This window comes from Roseibium sp. RP-7, from assembly GCF_053005225.1.
Genome location: NZ_JBRKQA010000001.1, coordinates 100954 through 121623 on the forward strand (window position 1 = coordinate 100954; position 20670 = coordinate 121623).

A 20670-nucleotide genomic window follows, 5' to 3' on the forward strand; every position below is an offset into this window, starting at 1 on the left:
TTCAGGCACATCCGTCCGACGTGGGATGCGCCAACTGGAGGAAACATCGCAATGCGTAAAATCACCACTTTGCTGGCGGGCGCCCTGCTGTCCGCGACCGCACTGAACCTGGCCCACGCAGAAGACGTCATTGTCGGCGTGAGCTGGTCCAACTTCCAGGAAGAACGCTGGAAGACTGACGAAGCCGCCATCAAGGGCGCCCTTGAGGCAGCCGGCGCGACTTACATTTCCGCCGACGCGCAGAGCTCGTCCGCAAAACAGCTTTCCGACGTTGAGGCACTGATCGCACAAGGTGCGACCGCCCTCATCATCCTGGCGCAGGATTCCCAGGCAATCGGCCCGGCCGTGCAGGCTGCTGCCGACGAAGGCATCCCGGTTGTCGGCTACGACCGCCTGATCGATGATCCGCGCGCCTTCTACCTGACCTTCGACAACGTCGAAGTTGGCCGCATGCAGGCTCGCGCCGTTCTGGCTGCCGCGCCGAAGGGCAACTACGTCATGATCAAGGGCTCCCCGACCGACCCGAACGCGGACTTCCTCCGCGGTGGTCAGCAGGAAGTCCTGCAGTCCGCAATCGATGCGGGTGACATCACGATCGTTGGCGAAGCCTACACCGACGGCTGGCTGCCGGCGAACGCACAGCGCAACATGGAACAGATCCTGACCGCCAACGACAACAAGGTCGACGCGGTTGTTGCCTCCAACGACGGTACGGCCGGCGGTGTTGTGGCAGCTCTGACCGCACAGGGCATGGACGGCATTCCGGTGTCCGGTCAGGACGGCGACCATGCCGCTCTGAACCGTGTTGCAAAGGGCACGCAGACGGTTTCCGTCTGGAAGGACGCTCGCGAACTCGGCAAGGCCGCCGGTGAAATCGCCGTCAGCCTGGCCAGTGGCACCGAGATGGGCGGCGTCGATGGCGCAGCGGCCTGGACGTCTCCGTCCGGCACCGAGCTGACCGCCAAGTTCCTGGCACCGCTTCCGGTCACCAAGGACAACCTGACCGCGGTCGTCGATGCAGGCTGGATCTCCAAGGATGATCTGTGCCAGGGCGTCGAGAACGGCCCGGCTCCCTGTAACTAATAACACTACGCTTAATGTGCGGCCCCGGTTACTGTTAACCGGGGCCGTAATAACAGGGACAGCTGCTGCGAAAGCCGCTCCCCGGGATGGGCCACCCGATGCGTAAGCGTAATGGTCTCCAAGCAGGAGTAACCTCTATGTCTGACACCGCACTGTCAGGGCCCAAAAGCCCGACAGCACGAAACTTGTTTGCCGCATTGCAGCTGGACACACGGCTTCTCGGCATGATCGGGGCGTTCATCGTCCTGTGCCTGGTGTTCAATGTGATTACGGATGGCCGGTTCCTGACGCCGCGCAACATCTTCAACCTGACGATCCAGACCGTGTCCGTTGCCATCATGGCCACCGGCATGGTGTTCGTTATCGTCACCCGCCACATCGATCTGTCCGTCGGCTCCGTTCTGGCGACCGTTGCGGCGGTCATGGCGGTTGTCCAGACCGATGTCCTGCCGCCGCTGCTCGGCCTCGGCAATCCGGCTATCTGGATCCTGGCCATTCTGGCCGGTGTGGTTGTTGGTGTGCTGATCGGTGCCTTCCAGGGCTGGATGGTCGGTTATCTCGGCATTCCGGCCTTCATCGTGACGCTTGGTGGCCTCCTGGTCTGGCGAAACGTTGCCTGGTTCATCACCTCCGGTCAGACGATCGGCCCGCTCGATGAAACCTTCACCATGATCGGCGGTATCGGCGGCACCATGGGCGAAACGGGATCGTGGGTCTTCGGCGTTCTGGCCGTCGCCGTTGCGCTGTGGATGCAGGTCTCCTCGCGCCGCCGCAAGGCTGCACATGGGTTCCCGGTCAAACCCGGCTGGGCGGAAGTCACCATGGGTGTCATCACGACCGGGGCAATTCTCGGGTTCGTCTGGGTGCTGAATGCCTATGACATTCCCACCGCCCGTCTTGAGCGGATCTTCGAGGCCCGGGGCGAAACCATGCCGGAAGGCCTGGTCATGGGCTACGGCATTCCCTATTCGGTGCTGCTTCTGATCGTGGTAACCGTCGTCATGACCATCGTCGCACGCCGCACCCGTCTCGGACGCTACATCTTCGCAACCGGTGGAAATCCGGATGCCGCGGAGCTCTCCGGCATCAACACCAGGTTTCTGACCGTCAAGGTGTTTGCCATCATGGGCGGCCTCAGCGCGCTTGCAGCCGCTGTCGCGGCCGCCCGCCTCGGCTTTTCGACCAACGACATCGGCACGCTGGACGAACTCAGGGTCATCGCCGCGGCAGTGATCGGCGGCACCGCGCTTGCCGGCGGTGTCGGCACGATCTACGGCGCCATCCTGGGCGCGCTGATCATGCAGTCATTGCAGTCGGGCATGGCCATGGTCGGCGTCGACGCCCCGCTGCAGAATATCGTCGTGGGCACCGTGCTCGTCATCGCCGTCCTCGTCGACATCATCTATCGCAAGCGCACGGGAGACTGAGACATGGACGCGCCTCTCGTAGAAATGAAAGACATGTGCATCTCCTTCGGCGGGGTGCAGGCCGTGGATCATGTCTCTGTCGATCTTTATCCGGGTGAAGTCGTGGGTCTGCTTGGCCACAACGGTGCCGGCAAGTCGACCCTGATCAAGATCCTTTCCGGTGCCTACAAGGCCGACAGCGGCGAAATCCGCATCAACGGCAAGGAAGTGCACATTCACTCGCCGCGCGACGCGCGGGCGCAGAACATCGAGACCATCTACCAGACGCTTGCTCTGGCGGATAATCTCGATGCCGCGTCCAACCTGTTCCTCGGCCGTGAACTGACCTCGCCGCTCGGCTTTGTCGACGACGATGCCATGGAAGCGGAAACCCGCAAGATCATGGGCCGGCTCAACCCGAACTTCAAAAAGTTCCATGCGCCGGTGAAAGCCCTGTCGGGCGGTCAGCGCCAGTCGGTGGCCATTGCCCGCGCGGTCTATTTCAATGCCAAGATCCTGATCATGGACGAACCGACCGCCGCGCTTGGCGTGCATGAAACGCAGATGGTGGCTGAACTCATCCAGGAACTGAAGAAACAGGGCCTCGGCATCTTCCTGATCAGCCACGACATCCACGACGTCTTCCAGCTTTGCGACCGTATCGCGGTCATGAAGAACGGTCAGCTAGTCGGCACCGCCCGCACGACCGACGTCACTGATGACGACGTGCTCGGCATGATCATTCTGGGTAAATGCCCGGAAGGGGCGATCCCGGGTCCAGGTGCTCTTGTGGACGATACAGTGGTCGGATAAACCGACAGGACCCGCGGGCTCTTGCCCGCGGGACTTCCTCATGGTTTGAACAGATGGCCTGGCCCTGTTCGGACGGTGTGGACCCTCATGCCGACACCCGGTCACGGGCCATCGGCATTCTTTTTGATTGTTTTTGAGGAACGCACCTCATGTATATCGGCCTCGATATCGGTACCAGTTCGGTCAAAGCCATTCTTCTTGGTGAGGACCAGTCCCTGATCGCATCGGCAACCGCGGAGTTGACGGTCCAGCGTCCCCATCCGGGCTGGTCGGAACAGGACCCGGACAGCTGGTGGCGGGCTTGCGAAACCGTTCTGGACGCGCTCAAGGCGGAAGCGCCGAAGGCCATGGCCGCGGTGCGTGGCATCGGCTTGTCCGGCCATATGCACGGTGCCACGCTTCTGGATGCCACCGGTAAGCCGCTGCGCCCCTGCATCCTGTGGAACGACGGCAGGTCGGGCAAGCAGTGCTCGGAACTGGAAGCGGCCGAACCGAAATTCCTGACGCTCGGCGGCAACCGGGTGATGCCGGGCTTCACCGCGCCGAAGCTGCAGTGGGTGCGCGAGAACGAGCCGGAAATCTTCGCCAGAACCACCATGGTTCTGCTGCCCAAGGACTATGTCCGTTTCAAGCTGACGGGCGAGTACGTCGGCGAAATGTCGGATGCCGCCGGAACGCTCTGGCTGGATGTCGCCAGACGCGACTGGAGCGACGCGCTTCTGGCCGCAACGGGCCTCACCCGTGAGAACATGCCGCGCCTTGTCGAAGGGTCCGAAAGCTCGGGCACACTCAAGGCGGATCTTTGTGGCCGCTGGGGTTTCGACGCCGCTCCGGTGGTGGCCGGCGGCGGCGGCGACAATGCCGCATCTGCCTGCGGTGTCGGTGCGGTCGATCCGGGTTCGGCCTTTGTCTCGCTTGGGACCTCCGGCGTGCTGTTCGTGACCAACGACCGCTTCTCGCCCAACGTCGACAGCGCGGTTCACGCCTTCTGCCATGCCGTGCCGGACACCTGGCACCAGATGGGAGTGATCCTTTCGGCAACCGACAGCCTCAACTGGCTGGCAAAGGTGGTGAAGCGCAATCCGGGTGAACTCACCGGTCTGGTTGGCAATGTGGAAGGGCCTTCGCCCGTTTCCTTCATGCCTTATCTCGGCGGCGAACGGACGCCGCACAACGACGTCGACATCCGCGCCGGCTTCTTCGGCATTTCCCACGGAACCGACGATGCCGAACTCTGCCACGCGGTACTCGACGGTGTCGCCTTCGCGCTGAAGGACTGCCTGGAAGCGCTCAGCGTTGCCGGCACCGGGATCGAACGCGTTCTGGCGGTCGGCGGCGGGTCTCGATCGACGGTCTGGCTGGAGATCATCGCCAGCCTGCTCAATGTTCCGGTCGACGTTCCGGTGGATGGCGACTTCGGGGGCTCGCTTGGCGCAGCCAGGCTCGGCCAGGCCGCCGCGCTCGGTAGCACCGAGGGCATTTTCACCAAGCCCGCCCTCAAGGCCAGCATCGATCCGGTGCCGGCCCTCACACAAAGATATGCCGAAGGCTACGAGCGCTGGCGCAAGCTTTATCCGGCGCTCAAACAAGCCGGCTTTTAGGAAACATATTCAAGGAGATGACAACATGAGCACTGGGTTCTTCGGCGATCTTCAGCCGATCCAATACACCGGGCCGGCAAGCACCGAGCCGCTGAGCTATCGCCACTACAACAAGGACGAGGTCGTCCTCGGCAAACGCATGGAAGACCATCTGCGTCTTGCCGTGTGTTACTGGCACAGCTTCTGCTGGCCGGGCTCCGATCCGTTCGGCGGCGAAACCTTCAACCGGTCCTGGATGGCGGCTGGCGGCGATCCGATGGAACAGGCCAAACTGAAGGCGGACGTTGCCTTCGAGATGTTCCAGATCCTGGGCATGCCGTTCTTCACTTTCCATGACCGCGACGTTGCGCCGGAAGGCCGGACGCTTGCCGAAAGCAATGCCAACGTGAACGCGATTGCCGACATCTTCGAAAAGAAGATGGCCGACACCGGCATCAAGCTCCTTTGGGGTACGGCCAACATGTTCTCCAACCGCCGCTTCATGGGCGGTGCGGCCACCAATCCGGATCCGGACGTCTTCGCCTATGCCGCCGCACAGGTGAAGAACGCAATGGACGTCACCTATCGCCTCGGCGGTGAAAACTATGTGCTCTGGGGTGGCCGCGAAGGTTACGAGACCCTGCTCAACACCAACATCAAACAGGAGCTGGACCAGTTCGGCCGCTTCCTCAACATGGTGGTCGAGTACAAGCACAAGATCGGCTTCAAGGGCACGATCCTGATCGAGCCGAAGCCGCAGGAGCCGTCCAAGCACCAGTACGACTACGACGTCGCCACCGTCTATGGCTTCCTGAAGGCCTATGGGCTGGAAAACGACGTCAAGATGAACATCGAACAGGGCCACGCCATTCTGGCCGGCCACTCGTTCGAGCACGAACTGCACATGGCCCGTTCGCTCGGCATCTTCGGGTCCGTCGACATGAACCGCAACGACTATCAGTGCGGCTGGGATACCGACCACTTCGGCATGAACGTGCCGGAACTGGCGCTCGCCTACTACGAGATTCTGATGGCGGGCGGCTTCACCACCGGCGGCACGAACTTCGACGCCAAGCTGCGTCGCCAGTCACTCGACCCGGTCGATCTGATCCAGGCGCACGTCGGCTCAGCCGACGCGATTGCCCGCGGTCTGAAGGCCGCGGCAGCCATGATCGAGGACGGCCGACTGAAGGGCTTCGTCGATGACCGTTATGCCGGCTGGCAGAAGCCGGAAAACGCCGACATCCTCAAGGGTGGTTCCTCGCTCGAGACATTGGCCGAGCGCGTCCACAAGGCCGACCTGGAACCGCAGCCGAAATCCGGCAAGCAGGAATACCTGGAAAGCCTGGTCAACCTGTTCGTTTGAGGACTGCCTGCACACAAGAACGGAGGTCACGGGCACCGTGACCTCCTTAATTCGGCTGACCGCTTGGCTGGCAGACGGCCTCAGCTGCGCATTTCCGGTGAAGTCCCTTGTTTCGCGTCCTTGTTGCGCCTGCAGCGTTCGGAGCAATGGCGCACCTCTTCCCAGTCACGGGCCCATTTTCGACGCCAGGTGAAGGGGCGTCCGCAAGTGGCACAGAGCTTTACCGGCAGATCCTCTTTCTTGCGCATTTTCATGAGTTTGGCCCGAAAAGGTCTGCCTGGTCGGGATTGATCCGCGGTTTCCTGCCGCGTCGGGCTTTCTCCTGGCCGCGCATTGCAATCCCGCTTTTCCGGCTGCCGTGTTTCGATTGGATATCTGCCGCTGCCCCGCGGAATGCTTGTCCCTTCCGTACAGCCCAGACCTTGTCCCGCGCCTCGCGCGCCGCCTCGAGATAATCGACGACCGGGAAGGGATAGCATTTGCCCAGAACCTTGCCTGCGTTATCTGCCTTCCAGGGTTCGTGAACATGCGCGGTCGCAATGTCCTTCAACTCCGGCACCCACCGTCTAACAAACAGACCCTCCGGGTCCTGATCGAGACCCTGCTTCACCGGATTGTAGATCCGGATGGTGTTGATCCCGGTGGTTCCCGATTGCATCTGCACCTGCGGCCAGTGAATGCCGGGTTCATAATCGGTGAAAAGCCGCGCCAGGTGCAGGCCCGGTGCTCGCCAGTCCAGCCACAGATGATAGCTGGCAACTGCCATCAGCATTGCCCGCATTCGAAAATTCATCCATCCGGTGGCCGCGAGTGCTCGCATGCAGGCATCGACAAAGGGCAGGCCCGTCTCCCCTTTCTGCCAGGCTTCAAGCCGTTCTCGGTCAGGCTGGGCCGGTCGAAGCCCCTCGTAGGCGGGGTGCAGGTTGCGGAACTCCAGAGAGGGTTCGTCTTCAAGCTTCTGCATGAAATGGCAGTGCCAGTGAAGACGGCCCGAAAAGGACCGCATGGCTGCCTGCCACGTGCTGCGGCCGGGAAACTCCGAACCCTTCAGATCACGCTGGCGGCTCCAGGTCGCCTGGGTTACCTCGCGCAGCGACAACGAACCGAATGCCAGATATGGCGAAAGCCGGGAGCAGGCATCGAAGGCCTTGACCGGCGTTGCCATGGCCGCCCGATAAGGCTTGCCGCGCTGAAACAGGAAGCTGTGCAGAGTTGCCTGTGCAGGGGACCGCCCGCCGCGCTGCCGGTTCGGGCAATGGTCGTTGGGCAAACCCAGTTCCGATGCTGCTGGAGGCTTGCCGAGATCGATACCGGGATTGCTTTCGGCAAGTGGCGACAAGCAGGGCGGATCGACGGGCGCTTCTGCCATGAAGCGGTCCCAATGCGCGGCCCAGCCATCCCGTGTTTGAAGGCGTCGAATTACGCCGGTTTGCCGGCACTCCGTCCAGGGAATTCCCTGAGCCCTGCACCAGGCGGCAACACGCTTGTCCCGGGCAAACGTCCAGTCGTTTCCCGTCTCTTCATGTGACCAGAGCCCGGCAACTCCGTTTGATCGCAAGAAGGCACCGAGAACCTCGGTAACCTCGCCCGTGCGGATGACCAGCGGCTGGCCAACCGCTGCCAGGTCTCGTCTCAATTCGGAAAGGCATTCCAGCAAAAACGCATAGTGGCGTCCGGCCATGTCAGGCTGTTGCCAGAGGTCGGGTTCGATGACGTAGAGCGGCAGTACCGGACCGTGAAGGCTTGCCCGTTTGAGCGCTGCATTGTCCTCAATCCTCAGGTCCTTCTTGAACCAGACGATCTGGATGGTTTTCGTCACGACATTCTGTTCCCGTCCAGGAAGGCGTTCTTCCTTGATACGCGTGAACAGGGCGTTGGATTTGTGCCGGAAGCGTTTGTCAGAACCGGTTGAAGATCTGTGCGCCGTCCGGGTCTGACAGGTTGTGCAGGCGGTGTGCGGCATGGCGGGCGAAGCGATGGGTTACCGATTTCCGGGTGGCTGCCGCCAGCTTGTGTTCCGGTGCTTCGCGCAGGATCTCCGCCCCGAAGCCGTCGGAAACAATCAGCCCGGCCTCCTCGGGAAAGATCTCCAGCGGTACGTCCGGATGCGTCGCGAAATACAGGCGGTCGCAATGAAGGCGGTAGTCCGGCCACTTGGTATCCGCCCGGAAATCGGCGATCGAGGATTTGACCTCGACTATCCAGAGCTCATGTTTCGGCCCAAGCGCCAGGAGGTCCGCCCGCCGGGCGGAGGCAAGGGTGACTTCCGGCAGGCAGGCGAAATCGAGTTGTCGCAACAGCCGCGCGGCCCCGCGCCAGACCTTCAGCGCTGTTTCCGACTGACGTCCGTCCTTGAGCGGGTCATCCAGCTGAATCCGCCCCGCTAGTGGCTGATGATCGGGTTCCATGCGCATTTTGTTCCACATTTGTTCGTTTTTTGCAAGTTTTGCCGTTGGCGACATTGACCTTTCCTGCCAACTTGCGCGATGTTTCGGCGCATCGGATAATCCGGTTGGATCTTGTCACTCCGGGAGGGGGTAGCGGTTGAACGGTTTCACACGAAATGCCTTGTTGGGCGTTGCACTGGCGTTTGCGTGCGGGCCTGCGCTTGCAGGCAAGGGAGACCTGATGTTCCAGGTGCCGAAATCCGCACCCCTTCTGCAAGGGCGGGCACTGGATCTGCGTTTTGCGGATTTCGCGCAAGGCATATGGGTGCGGGAACTGCAGGATTGTCCGGCTCCACGGATCGACCGAAGCGCACCCGGCTCGACGCTGGCCATCTACCGTGGCCTTCTGGAAACCCCGGGGCGTATCTGCCAGGTCTATGGGGCTGAAAAGAGCGGCAAGATGACTCAGCGTGCGGCCATCAATTGCCTGCTGACGGATGGCGGCGAGGCGATCGAACTGGTCACCGTTCAGCCCCGTGGCACCGAAGGGCTCATGGTTCAGGAAGGCGAGAAGCCGCCGGTCCATTTCCGCTTCTGCGAGAAGATCGTGCCGATCCTCCAGTCGTCAAACAGCAACTGATGCCTTTTTGCCGGTTGGTTTGAGGGCGAGCAGCTCTCGCCTCAAGCGCCTGACAGCAAAAATGCCTCATCCTGAGGAGCGGTGGATCGGACAGAAATGCGGTAACAACCGGTTCGACCCTCTCACAGCAAAATAGCCGGAGCCGGATCAGATCTCCGGCCCGCTCCACAGGTTCGATTTCGCGGTCTTCTTCGGCGTGCGGCTTTCCGAGATATGCGCCGTCAGCGGGTCGAGCGTGCACAGGGCGTCATACTGGCTGAGGAACACCTGCCCGCTCAAATGCTTCAGGAAATCGGTCCGCTTCAGTCGGTCCATCACCGGTCCCTTCACCTCCGAAAGGTGGAAGGAAACACCGGAATCCGACAGACGGTGGTTGATTTCCTCAAGGCTCTCCAGGGCACTGGCGTCGATCTCGTTCACGGCCGGGCACATCAGCACCACGTGTTCGATATCGGGCTTTTCGGCTACCAGTGCATAGATCCGGTCTTCCAGAAACCGAGAATTGGCAAAGAACAGGCTTTCATCAACCCGTAGCGTCAGCACCCGGTCCCCCGTCACTACGGCGTGCCGGTCTACATTGCGGAAGTGCTCGGTTCCTGGCACGACGCCGACAATTGCCATATGCGGCCGGCTGCTGCGATAGAGATAAAGCGCGATCGACAGGGCAACGCCGGTCACCACGCCCGGCTCGACACCGAAGAACAGGGTGATCAGGATCGTCGCGGCCATGGCCGCGAAATCGCTCTTAGAATAGGCGAACGTCCGCTTGATCGCGCCGAGATCAACCAGCGACAGCACGGCAACGATGATGGTGGCGGCCAGAGTTGCCTGCGGCAGATGCGTCAGCAGCGGGGTCAGGAACAAGGTGGCCAGCGCAATGCCGACGGCGGTGAAGGCACCAGCCGCCGGGGTCGCTGCCCCGGCATCGAAATTGACAACCGAGCGGGCGAACCCGCCGGTGACCGGATAGCCACCGGAAATGGCGGAGGCAATGTTGGAGGCGCCGAGGCCGATCAGCTCCTGATCCGGCTCGATCCGCTGACGCTTCTTGGCTGCCAGCGTCTGCGCAACGGAGACGGATTCCACAAACCCGATGACCGAAATCAGCAGCGCGGGACCGGCAAGCGCCAGCCACAATTCGCTGTCGAAGGCTGGCAGATGCGGCACCGGCAGGCCGGAGGGAATGTCCCCGACAACACGCACGCCTTTCTCGCCGAGTTGAAAGACGGCGGACAGGATCGTGGTCACCGCTACGGCTGCCACCGGCCCGGCCTTGGTCAGGATATCGGCAAAAAACGGTTTCATTCCCATGCCGAGCAGCAGCTTCTTCAGGCCCTTGCGCACCCAGAAGAGGAAAGCCGTGGCCGATATGCCGATTGCGAAGGTGATCCAGTTGATCTCGCCAAGGTGCTGCAGGATGGAGCCGAGGATTTCGTAAAGCGTATGCCCGTTCGCCTTGACGCCGAGGATGTGCTTGAGCTGGCTGGACGCAATCAGCAGGCCCGACGCGGTGATGAAGCCGGAAATCACCGGATGGCTCAGGAGGTTCGCCAGGAAGCCGAGCCGGAACAGGCCCATGGCGATCAGCATCAGGCCCGACAGGAAAGCGAGAATGATGGCTGCACCCAGATATTCCGGGGTGCCCTGCCTGGCCAGTTCGCCAACGGCGGAAGCCGTCATCAGCGAGACCACGGCAACCGGCCCGACGGCCAGCGCTCGGCTGGTGCCGAACAGGGCGTAGGCGACAAGCGGCAGGATGGATGCATAAAGGCCGACTTCGGGCGGCAGACCAGCCAGAAGCGCGTAAGCAAGAGACTGCGGGATCAGCATGATCGTCACGATCACCGCCGCAACGAGATCGTTTGTCGCCGTTTCCCTGTCATAGCTTTTGCCCCAGTCGAGAATGGGCAGATAGCGCTTTAGGCGGATCATTTTTCTTGGCCTTTGTCGGGGCTGGTAAAAACTCGAGCCGGGAAACCGGCTCGAGTTGCAGGTTGGTACGATGGGCCCGTTTTCCGGGTTTGTTATGCTGCCGATACTTTTTCCGGCTTGGCCAGCCATTCCTTGCCGCGCAACATGGCACGCCAGTAAATGGGAGGCAGGATTCGCTCCTTCAGGAGCCATGCGGTGCGCGTTGGCTTGGTCCCGTCCACCAGCCAACGCGGGAAGCTCGGCAACAGCGTTCCACCGTAGCCGAACTCGGCCAGGACGATCTTGCCACGTTCAACGGTGAGCGGGCAGGAGCCGTAGCCGTCATATTGGGCCGTCGCGCTGTGCCCTGCGATATCGGAAACGATGTTTTCCGCGACCACCGGAGCCTGTTTGCGCGCAGCCGCGGCCGTCTTGGCATTCGGCGCATTCATCACATCGCCGAGCGACCAGATGTTGTCGAAGGTCTTGTGGCGCAGCGTGGACTGGTCGACATCGACCCAGCCGGCGGCATCCGCCAGCGGCGAGACGCGAATGAAATCGGGTGCTGTCTGCGGCGGCGTCACATGCATCATGTCGAACTCGACTTCCGCCTGGCGTGGATCCTTTTCCGGTTCCTTCACCTCGAAGACGGCCTTTTTGCCAGGCCCGTCGACGGCAACCAGATTGTGGAAGAAGTTCAGGCCGGCATCGTATCGCTTCACGTAGTCCATCAGCGCAGGCACATAGTCCTTCACGCCGAACAGTACACCGCCGGCATTCATGAACTGGATGTCGATCTTGTCCAGAGTGCCGGACTTCAGCCAGTGGTCTGCCGAAAGATACATGGCCTTTTGCGGCGCACCGGCGCATTTGATCGGCATGGGCGGCTGGGTGAACAGCGCCCGCCCTGCCTTCATGGTCTGCACCAGGTGCCAGGTGTAGGGAGCCATGTCGTATCGATAGTTGGACGTCACGCCGTTCTTGCCGAGGGTGTCGACAAGGCCTTCGACCTTGTGCCAGTCGAGCTTCAGGCCCGGGCAGACCACCAGCCGTCCGTATTTGACCACTCGGCAGCCGTCCAGAACGACGGCATTGTCCTTCGGTTCGAAGGCGGCGACTGCCGACTTGATCCAGTGAACGCCCTTCGGAATGAGGGAGCCCATGGTCTTGGCGGTGTCCGAGGCCTCGAAGATGCCGCCGCCGACCATCGTCCAGCCGGGCTGGTAGTAGTGAACGTCTGCCGGATCGATGATGGCGATTTCCAGGTCCGACTTGCGGGAAAGCAGACTGGAGGCCACCGAGATGCCGGCCGCGCCACCGCCCACGATGACGACGTCGAAACGCGCATCCTCGGCAGTTTCGGTCGGTGTGCGGCCGCCGTTGGCGATGCGCCGCACCACGCCAGCCATGTCGTAGCCGGCGGCCTTGGTTTTGGAGAGGATGTCGGAGAGCGGCAGCTTTTCGGCCTGGGACAACGACCAGAGCGTTGCCGAGCGCGTACCGGTCCGGCAATAGGCCAGGATCGGTTTCGGCAGGCTTTCCATCAATCGTCCGAACTCTTCGGCATCCGTATCGCCCACCTTGCCGGCAACGATGGGCAGATACCGCGCTTCCATACCGAGCTTGCCGGCAGCCGCTTCGATTTCCTCGAACGAGGGCTGGTCGGCACCTTCCCCGTCGGGGCGATTGCAGATCACCGAGCGAAAGCCCTGTTGTGCAAAGTCGGCCATGTCCTCGGGTTTTACCTGGGGAGCTACCGATATCTGGGAATTGATTGCTTTCATGGGTCCTGTCCGCCTCCTCCCGGCGATGAAGTCTCGACCGATTTTCTGCAGACGCCCGCCTCGCGTGGATACACGGGGATCAGCCGCCTGCTTCGGTTCTGCTAGAGGGGCCGTTCAATGGCCTCGATCAGAGGCCGTTGACCGGCACTTTCAGGAAGGTCTTGCCGCTTTCATCCGCGGGCGGCAGCTTGCCGGCGCGCATGTTTACCTGCAGCGAGGGGATGATCAGCTTCGGCATGTCGAGCTGGGCATCGCGTTCCGTGCGGAACTTGACGAATTCTTCTTTCGTCTTGCCGCCACCGACGTGGATGTTGTGTTCCTTCTCGGCACCCACCGTGGTCTCCCACTGGATGTCGCGGCCATTCGGGCCATAGTCGTGGCACATGAACAGGCGCATGTCGTCCGGCAGGGCCAGTACCTTCTGGATGCTGTCGTAAAGCGTTGCCGCATCACCGCCCGGGAAATCGGCACGGGCCGAGCCACCGTCGGGCATGAACAGCGTATCGCCGACAAAGGCGGCATCGCCCATCACATGCACCATGCACGCCGGAGTGTGGCCGGGCGTATACATGGCAAAGGCGGTCAGCTCGCCGATCTGATAGACGTCCCCGTCACGGAACAGGCGGTCGAACTGGCTGCCGTCGCGCTGGAACTCCGTGCCTTCGTTGAACACCTTGCCGAAGGTTTCCTGGACGACGGTGATCTTGTCGCCGATGCCCAGCTTGCCGCCCAGTTTCTGCTGGATATACGGCGCTGCCGACAGGTGATCGGCATGAACATGTGTCTCGATCAGCCATTCCAGCTTAAGATCCTTCTCGCGGATATAGGCGATGATCTGATCGGCATGGTCATAGGTGATGCGGCCGGCGGCGTAGTCGATATCCATCACGCTGTCGACAACGGCGCAGGCGTTGGAAGCCGGGTCCTTGACCACGTAGCTGATCGTGTTGGTGGCCGGATCGAAAAAGGGTGTGACGTCAGGTTTGACACCCATGTCGACCGGATAGTTTGAGTTGCTCATAACAATCTCCCGTTTGTTTTGCCGGCCGAGCCGGGTCAGGCTTTTGCGGGTTGCTGGCGATGGCCGAGGGCGATCATCCATCTTGCGGTCAAGATGCCGGCAACGATAGCACCGGCGGTCAGCAGAGGCTCCATGCCCAGACCCAGCACCGGAACGAGACCACCCGGACAGAAACCGCTCAGGCCCCAGCCGATGCCGAAAACCGCGGAGCCGCCGATCAGTTTGGCGTCGAGATCGGTTCTCGAAGGCAGGTTGAAGCCCTGTGCCAGCAGCGGCGTGTTCATCCGGAAGACCAGACGATAGCCGATGGCCGTGACAAGCAGCGCACCGCCCATCACGAAGGCAAGGCTCGGGTCCCAGGTGCCGGCCACATCGAAGAAGTTCAGGACCTTGGCAGGGTCGCCCATGCCCGAGATCAGGATGCCGCAGCCGAAGAGGAGGCCAATGGCAAAAGCGGAAAGAAGTTTCATGCCGTTATCCTCCAAAGACGTGGCGGGTCAGGTAGACGGTCACACCCGCGGTTGCCATGAACGTGACGGTTGCCACGATGGACCGTGCCGACAGGCGCGAGATGCCGCAGACACCATGGCCGCTCGTGCAGCCGGAGCCATAGGTCGTGCCGATACCGGTCAGAAAACCGCCGACCACCAGCAGCAGCGGGGAGGACGGCACGGTGATTTCCGGCAGCTGCCCGGTTATGCCGAGCATGATCAGCGGGCTGGCGACCATGCCGGCCAGAAAGGCGGCGCGCCAGGCCCAGTCCTGGTTGAACTGCGTGGTCAGAAAGCCGCTGGCAATGCCGTTGATGCCGGCAATGCGCCCGAGCACGGCCATCAGGGCAACCGTGGCAACGCCGATCAGCGTTCCACCCAGGAAACTCATAAGGGGTGTAAAGTCAGTCATGATGTGCCCTTGATTACGATATATTCAAATATATGAATATACGAAAAAAGTATCAAGGGGTAATTTTCGATCGCTTTTCCGGGAACGGGGAGCTGACACGCGAAAAACAAACTCGGCCATTGGTGCCTAACCCGCTGGAATAACGGCATCTTTTGGCGTGAAGCGAAGCCTGGATCCGAATATGTCTCGCAAGAGAATGGCGGCCTATTAGGACATTTTTGGGACCGCGTTGTGTGGAGGCTCAACAGTTCAACCGTCTCTAAACCAGCGCAAGGGGCTGGTCCGGAACGTGTTGCAGGCACCAGACCCGAACTGCTGCGATGGCGAGATTACTGAGCCTGCGGTGCAGCCACGGGCGTATCTTTTGCGGGAACCCCGGACGCAGCCGGAGGTACCGGACCATAGCTGAAGCCGAGCACGACTTCCGTCCCGTCCGCTCGCTTTCGCGTTATCGCGCCAGGCAGCAGATGGGCCGGATTGTCGGTCAGGTCCGGAGTTTCGATATCCGTTTTTGGACCGGAGAACTCGCCCATCGGGCGCAGGATATCCTCATGTACCACGCTACCGAGGTAAAGCGGATGCAGACTGCCCGCTTGCAGGATGGCATAGCGGCTTGGCCAGAGCCGCAGCACCCAGCGTCCGCTTTTGTCTGCGTTGGCGGAATGATCCTTGCGGATGAGAACGAGAGACGGTTGGCGACCGTTCTGGCTTCGAGGCAGGATCGGCAGGGAATCCGGCGGTGTCTTGCCTTCCACGAACCCGCCTGCACTCGAGAGGGACCATTTTGGTGGTTTCTGCCAGCCATCGGCTTCTGCAGCCTGGGCAAAGCGGTCCAGGGACCCGGTGTACTGGATCACCAGCGGTTCCTCGGTATCGCCATTCAGTTCGATCCGCTCAGCAGGCAGTGCCCGCCAACCGCCTGCAAGCCAGCCCGTTGCTGTCAGCGCTTCGGTGTTGGTGCGCGGCTCATAGATCTGAAGTGCCTTGTCATAGGTACCTGAAAGGTGCCAGGTGCCGAAGATGCCGAGCGTAGCAACGACGATGACGGCAAGTGTCGTCCGGCCGATCTTCTCGTTGTGGATCGGGCCGAACACGAAGGCGAAGGCCGAAACCATACCAATGCCGAACAACAGTCCGGCCAGGACGTCCGACATCCAGTGGGCGCCAAGGTAGACACGCGAAAAGCCGATGGTAATGACCAGTGTCGCGGTTATGGTGAAAATGCTGGCCTTGGCCCAACGGCTGAGATCGTGGGCGATCAACACGGCGCAAATGCCGTAGAGCACCGCGTTCAGCGTCGCATGGCCACTGGGGAAACTGTAGGCGTCGGCACCGGCATAAAGTTCGATCGGCCGCGAGCGATGCAGCATCAGCTTGAACAGGGGCACGAACATGGCGGTGCCGGCCATCGCGATGACGAAGCCGATGCCGCGTCGCCAGGCTTTCCTGAGGAACAGATAGGCGGCAACCGCAACGGTGACGGCGGTAACGACAATCCCGTCGCCGAGCGATGTCACGAACACCATGATCCGGTCGCCGACCGGCGTGCGCAGGCTGTCGAACAGGTTCAGGATGGCAAGGTCGGCCCGCACCATCGGTTCGCCGGGGGCGATTTCTCCGACGATCCAGAAGAAGGCCGGCAAGGAAATCAGCAGGATCAGCGCGGAGGCCAGCATGCCTGCCGAGCGTGGATGCGCGGGGTCGAAATTGCGCGCGATCCATTGGGATACCCGGTCCTGACGCCTGGCGAAGCGTTTGACGATGGCCGCATGGGTGTTGGGAAACAGCGGCAGGACAATCAGGATCATCCAGCGGCCGAGCATCACCGCCAGGAAGACGATGACCAGGAGAGCGCCGAGCACCAGGGCCAGCCGTCCGCTGATCTGGCCGATGGCATCAAGTGCGGAACCTGCAATGATCCCGGGGGCAATATGCACGATCGTCCAGGCGAAGGCGGAGGTGACGTTGACCACCGAAAAACGGGTGAAATTCATGCCGGCCATGCCGGCGATGCCTGGAACCACCGATTTTACACCAGGCACGAAGCGGCCGATAAAGACGCTCTTGCCACCGTGTTTCTTGAAGAAATTCTCGCCGCTTTCCACAATGTCCGCATATTTGTTCAGCGGCCACATGGTCTTGATCTTGTCCTTGAAGGTGTAGCCGATCCAGTAGGAGATCGCATCGCCTGCGGTCGCTCCCAGGGTCGTCCAGATGAACAGCGGCACGGGATCCAGCTTGCCGAGCCCGACGAGCGTTCCGGCGCCCACCAGCACCACCGTCGTCGGCACGAAAAGGCCGATCAGGAACAGCGCTTCGCCCATGGCGGCCAGAAAACAGATCAGACCTGCCAGGGACGGGTTTTCCGCGATGAAGGTCAGAACAGGATCAAGAAATTCGGTCACGGGGTCGGTCGTGTTGGTCGAGAAAAGTGAAAAACTGTCAAATGCCGGGTGCCTTCAAAGACGTGAAGCAAACGGTTACCGCTTCATATAGTTGCGCCTTCTTCCATCCGATAGCGAAAAATTGGAATCTCCTGCCATTCGGGAACATTGAAGCAAGAGATGGTTTTTTAAGTGCGGGTGTTTCAAGATGCAGCCAGTGCGTCTTTTCTTTTGAGGTCTTCATGTTTGAATCCGCCCGCCTGCCGCAGAACATGGACAAGAAAACCTTCAAGAAACTGGAGCCGCAGTTGCGCGAGGCGCTGCTGGCGGCCCAGCTGCCCGTTGTCGAGAAACAGCCGTTTTCGACGATGATCCTGGTTGATGGCCTGGATGGCGCGGGCAAGGGCGAAGCGGTTGCCCGGCTCTATGGCTGGATGGATGCGCGCCATCTTGTCTGCAACGCCTATGGCGAATTGATGGACGAGGCCCGGCTGCGCCCGCCGCTGTGGCGCTACTGGCGCGATCTGCCGCCCAAGGGCGAGACGGCCATCGTGTTTGGGAGCTGGTATCAGACCGTTCTGCGGGACTGGATCTACAAGAAGATCGACGAGGACGCCTTCGACAAGGCCTTGACCCGGATCCGCCGGTTTGAGGAAATGCTCGCCAACGAGGATGTGCTGATCCTGAAATTCTGGTTCTACCTGCCCAAGAAGGAACAGGAAGAACGGCTGAAGCACATCGAGAAAAAACATGCCGCGCGCCATGTGCTGGCCGATTGGGCAGCGTTGAAGCACCACAAGAAGGCGAGCGAGGCCGGCGAAAAGATCATTCTGGAAACCAGCAAGGGCTACGCGCCCTGGTTTGTCATCCCCTCGCAGGATCCCGAGTACCGCGATGCCGCGCTGGCACAAACGGTTGCCAATGCCATGAAGCTGAAGCTGGAGGACGGCGAACCGCATTCAATTGCCGCACCTCCCGTGGTCGGCGGGCTGAAGCGCGAAACGGCAGTCGACACCATCGACCTGACGGAAAAGCTGGAGAAGTCGGAATACGAAGAGCTTCGCGACAAGTACCAGAAGCAACTGTCCGATCTGTCGGACATGAAGTCCCTGTCCAAGACGGGTGTTGTTCTGGTGTTTCAGGGCAATGATGCCGCCGGCAAGGGCGGTGCGATCCGCAGGGTGATCCGTCCGCTCGATCCGCGCATCTACAAGGTTCACCCGATCTCGGCACCGACCGACGAGGAAAAGGCTCGCCCCTATCTGTGGCGCTTCTGGCGGCGCGTGCCGGCCAAGGGACATTTCGCCATCTTCGACCGGTCCTGGTACGAACGCGTGCTGGTGGAGCGTGTAGAAGGCTACGCCGGACACGACGACTGGCTGCGCGCCTACAACGAAATCAACGAGTTCGAGCAGGAACTCACGGACTTTGGCTACATTGTCTGCAAATTCTGGCTCGCTATTTCCGAGGACGAGCAGCTGCGCAGGTTCAAGGCGCGCGAGGACACTGCCTACAAGCAGCACAAGATCACGGATGACGACTGGCGCAATCGCCTGAAATGGGACCAATACGCCATCGCGGCCGGCGACATGATCGATCGCACATCAACCCACTATGCCCCCTGGACGCTGGTCTCCTCCGAAGACAAGCGCCATGCCCGGATCAAGGTTCTGAAAACGATCTGCGACCGGCTGGAGGAAAAGCTTTAGGAAGAAAAAGACTTCAAAACGACCCTCATCCTGAGGAGGACCGGTCAGGTCCGTCTCGAAGGATGGGCCGCTTGTACCGGATTATGCCGCCCATCCTTCGAGACAGCGCTGCGCGCTTCCTCAGGATGAGGACCGTTTTGCTGAAGGGACAGGTGAAAATGCTGCTCAGCAAGCATTGCCAGGCATTTGAACCCGTGTGGAATGGGCGGCGATCGCGCTCAACATTTCGACACTTTCCAGGACGCGTGCCACCGTTCTCAGAGAGCCCCAGCCAGGTAATCCATCGCCGCCTGCACTCCGCCCCGCCCATGGGGAATGCCCAGTTTCTGGAAGCCGAGTTCGATGGCTGACAACGTGCCGAGCAGCATGACGGCGTTGACGTGGCCCATGTGGGCAATGCGGATGCCTTTGCCGGACAATTCGCCGATCGTTCCACCGATGGTGACGCCGCAAACTTCCTTGGTGAAGGTCCTTAGCGCCGCCACGTCGCCTTCGTTGAACCGCACAACGGTGACGGAGTTCGAGCGGGCATGCGCGTCGGTGATGTTGAAGTCGACCGCGCCCTTTTCCGCCCAGACCGCAACCGCCCGCCGGGTTGCCTCACCCAGAAGGGCATGCCTGTGCCAGGTCTTCTCCAGCCCTTCCTCGAAAATGAGATCGAGAGCCTTGTGAAAGGCAAACAGAAGGTGCTCGGGCGGCGTTCCGCAGTATTTCTGGTAGTGCTCCGGCCCTTGCCGGAAAGTCCAGTCAGTGTAGTTGGTCCGCAGCTCCGCCGTTTCATGTGCCTTGTCCGCTTTCGGGCCGGCGGCAACAAAGGAGAGGCCTGGCGGGCACATCAGGCCCTTCTGCGATCCCGTCAGCGCCACATCGACACCCCAGGCGTCCATCTCGAACGGCATGCAGCCTAGCGAGGCAATGGTGTCGACCATGAACAGGGCAGGGTGTGAAGCTGCGTCGATCGCCTTGCGCAAGGCGGCAATATCATTCCAGACCCCGGAGGCCGTATCGACCTGAACCACCAGGATGGCCTTGATCTCGTGGGCGGTATCCTGTTTCAGCCGTTCTTGCAGGTGGGCAGGGTCGACCCCCTTGTCCCAGGCACCGGGCAGAACCTCGATATCGAGGTCCAGCACGTTGGCAGCTTCTCCCCAGCCAAGGGCAAAGCGGCCGGACTCCAGCACGAGCACCTTGTCGCCACGCTTCAGCGTGTTGCACAGGGCGGCATCCCAGGCTCCATGACCGTTGGCTGCGTAGATGTAGGTCTTGCCTTCGGTCCGGAACAGCCGCTGCAAACCGTGCAGGCAGAACCCGGTCGTTTCCAGCAAAGGGCCTTCATAAATGTCTACCGCAGGTCGGTGCATGGCCCGCAGGACTTCCTCCGGCACATTGGTTGGTCCTGGAATCATCAGAAATTCTTTGCCATTGCGAAGCGTCATGGCCGGGTCCTCGTTTGAAGGCAGATCCTGAACGGAAGGGGATAGGGCAGCCTTGGCCGCCGAAAGAATGTGTTGCTGTGAAAATTGCCCGCCTGCAGGCATCCGTCAAGACGCCAGTTGGTCAGCTCGCCGGATTAACATGCGCGATACGATGGTTTGTGCGACCGCGAAATAGTGTGGGAAAGAGAGCTTCGGACCGGAAACGGCTTTCACCCGGAAGCGGTGCAGGCAATAAGGGTTGGCAAGC

At 61.2% G+C, this 20670-nt stretch carries 18 protein-coding genes; 7 read left to right on the forward strand and 11 right to left on the reverse strand.

What is annotated here, in order from left to right:
- Positions 1 to 51: 51 nt before the first annotated feature.
- From xylF to xylA, 5 genes are all read left to right on the forward strand, one after another.
- Positions 52 to 1083, forward strand: coding sequence for a D-xylose ABC transporter substrate-binding protein (gene xylF / locus ACVDG9_RS00435; RefSeq protein WP_022999249.1), 1032 nt, complete (start codon positions 52 to 54; stop codon positions 1081 to 1083).
- Between the two features lie 137 nt (positions 1084 to 1220).
- Complete coding sequence (locus ACVDG9_RS00440; protein ID WP_075283384.1) at positions 1221 to 2510, forward strand: sugar ABC transporter permease; 1290 nt, start codon at positions 1221 to 1223, stop codon at positions 2508 to 2510.
- A gap of 24 nt (positions 2511 to 2534) precedes the next feature.
- The gene (locus ACVDG9_RS00445) at positions 2535 to 3302 is read left to right on the forward strand and encodes an ATP-binding cassette domain-containing protein (protein ID WP_006939086.1); all 768 of its coding nucleotides are present in this window, start codon (positions 2535 to 2537) and stop codon (positions 3300 to 3302) included.
- A 149-nt stretch (positions 3303 to 3451) separates the two neighbouring features.
- The gene (gene xylB, locus ACVDG9_RS00450) at positions 3452 to 4903 is read left to right on the forward strand and encodes a xylulokinase (protein WP_289807608.1); all 1452 of its coding nucleotides are present in this window, start codon (positions 3452 to 3454) and stop codon (positions 4901 to 4903) included.
- Positions 4904 to 4928: 25 nt separating this feature from the next.
- Entirely contained in the window at positions 4929 to 6248 is a 1320-nt protein-coding gene (gene xylA, locus ACVDG9_RS00455; RefSeq protein ID WP_022999245.1) for a xylose isomerase, read from the forward strand.
- Between the two features lie 80 nt (positions 6249 to 6328).
- Here xylA and ACVDG9_RS00460 read toward each other — a convergent pair whose 3' ends face one another.
- From ACVDG9_RS00460 to ACVDG9_RS00470, 3 genes are all read right to left on the reverse strand, one after another.
- Positions 6329 to 6502 (reverse strand): DUF2256 domain-containing protein, encoded by a 174-nt coding sequence (locus ACVDG9_RS00460; RefSeq protein WP_447237038.1) that lies wholly within the window; start codon positions 6500 to 6502, stop codon positions 6329 to 6331.
- Complete coding sequence (locus ACVDG9_RS00465) at positions 6499 to 8067, reverse strand: FAD-binding domain-containing protein (protein ID WP_447237039.1); 1569 nt, start codon at positions 8065 to 8067, stop codon at positions 6499 to 6501. Before ACVDG9_RS00465 ends, ACVDG9_RS00460 begins: the two co-directional genes overlap by 4 nt.
- 79 nt (positions 8068 to 8146) lie before the next feature.
- Positions 8147 to 8656 carry an MmcB family DNA repair protein gene (locus ACVDG9_RS00470; RefSeq protein WP_031268744.1) on the reverse strand — a complete coding sequence of 170 codons (510 nt, stop codon included), beginning with the start codon at positions 8654 to 8656 and terminating at the stop codon, positions 8147 to 8149.
- Positions 8657 to 8792: 136 nt separating this feature from the next.
- Between ACVDG9_RS00470 and ACVDG9_RS00475 the strand changes: the two genes are divergently transcribed.
- On the forward strand, positions 8793 to 9275 hold the full coding sequence (locus tag ACVDG9_RS00475; protein WP_031268743.1) for a hypothetical protein: 483 nt from the start codon (positions 8793 to 8795) through the stop codon (positions 9273 to 9275).
- A 147-nt stretch (positions 9276 to 9422) separates the two neighbouring features.
- Here the strand turns inward: ACVDG9_RS00475 and ACVDG9_RS00480 are convergent, their stop codons facing one another.
- The 7 genes from ACVDG9_RS00480 to ACVDG9_RS00510 form a co-directional block, all read right to left on the reverse strand.
- Positions 9423 to 11207: a SulP family inorganic anion transporter gene (locus ACVDG9_RS00480; RefSeq protein ID WP_228870351.1), complete on the reverse strand. Its 1785-nt coding sequence runs from the start codon at positions 11205 to 11207 to the stop codon at positions 9423 to 9425.
- Between the two features lie 92 nt (positions 11208 to 11299).
- Positions 11300 to 12970, reverse strand: a complete 1671-nt coding sequence (locus ACVDG9_RS00485) for a bifunctional protein tyrosine phosphatase family protein/NAD(P)/FAD-dependent oxidoreductase (RefSeq protein ID WP_447237040.1) — start codon at positions 12968 to 12970, stop codon at positions 11300 to 11302.
- Positions 12971 to 13097: 127 nt separating this feature from the next.
- Positions 13098 to 13991, reverse strand: a complete 894-nt coding sequence (locus ACVDG9_RS00490) for an MBL fold metallo-hydrolase (protein ID WP_022999239.1) — start codon at positions 13989 to 13991, stop codon at positions 13098 to 13100.
- A 35-nt stretch (positions 13992 to 14026) separates the two neighbouring features.
- On the reverse strand, positions 14027 to 14461 hold the full coding sequence (locus ACVDG9_RS00495; RefSeq protein ID WP_062491082.1) for a DUF6691 family protein: 435 nt from the start codon (positions 14459 to 14461) through the stop codon (positions 14027 to 14029).
- A gap of 4 nt (positions 14462 to 14465) precedes the next feature.
- Complete coding sequence (locus ACVDG9_RS00500) at positions 14466 to 14894, reverse strand: YeeE/YedE family protein (protein ID WP_447237041.1); 429 nt, start codon at positions 14892 to 14894, stop codon at positions 14466 to 14468.
- Between the two features lie 329 nt (positions 14895 to 15223).
- Positions 15224 to 17299 (reverse strand): bifunctional DedA family/phosphatase PAP2 family protein, encoded by a 2076-nt coding sequence (locus ACVDG9_RS00505; protein WP_447237042.1) that lies wholly within the window; start codon positions 17297 to 17299, stop codon positions 15224 to 15226.
- 37 nt (positions 17300 to 17336) lie between these two features.
- Positions 17337 to 17522, reverse strand: a complete 186-nt coding sequence (locus tag ACVDG9_RS00510; RefSeq protein ID WP_139314197.1) for a hypothetical protein — start codon at positions 17520 to 17522, stop codon at positions 17337 to 17339.
- Here ACVDG9_RS00510 and pap point away from each other — a divergent pair.
- Positions 17521 to 18987: a polyphosphate:AMP phosphotransferase gene (pap, locus tag ACVDG9_RS00515; protein ID WP_075283379.1), complete on the forward strand. Its 1467-nt coding sequence runs from the start codon at positions 17521 to 17523 to the stop codon at positions 18985 to 18987. The genes ACVDG9_RS00510 and pap overlap by 2 nt on opposite strands.
- 257 nt (positions 18988 to 19244) lie before the next feature.
- Here the strand turns inward: pap and ACVDG9_RS00520 are convergent, their stop codons facing one another.
- A complete protein-coding gene (locus ACVDG9_RS00520) occupies positions 19245 to 20423 on the reverse strand; it encodes a pyridoxal-phosphate-dependent aminotransferase family protein (RefSeq protein ID WP_075284530.1) in 1179 nt (392 codons plus the stop codon).
- Positions 20424 to 20670 lie beyond the last annotated feature (247 nt).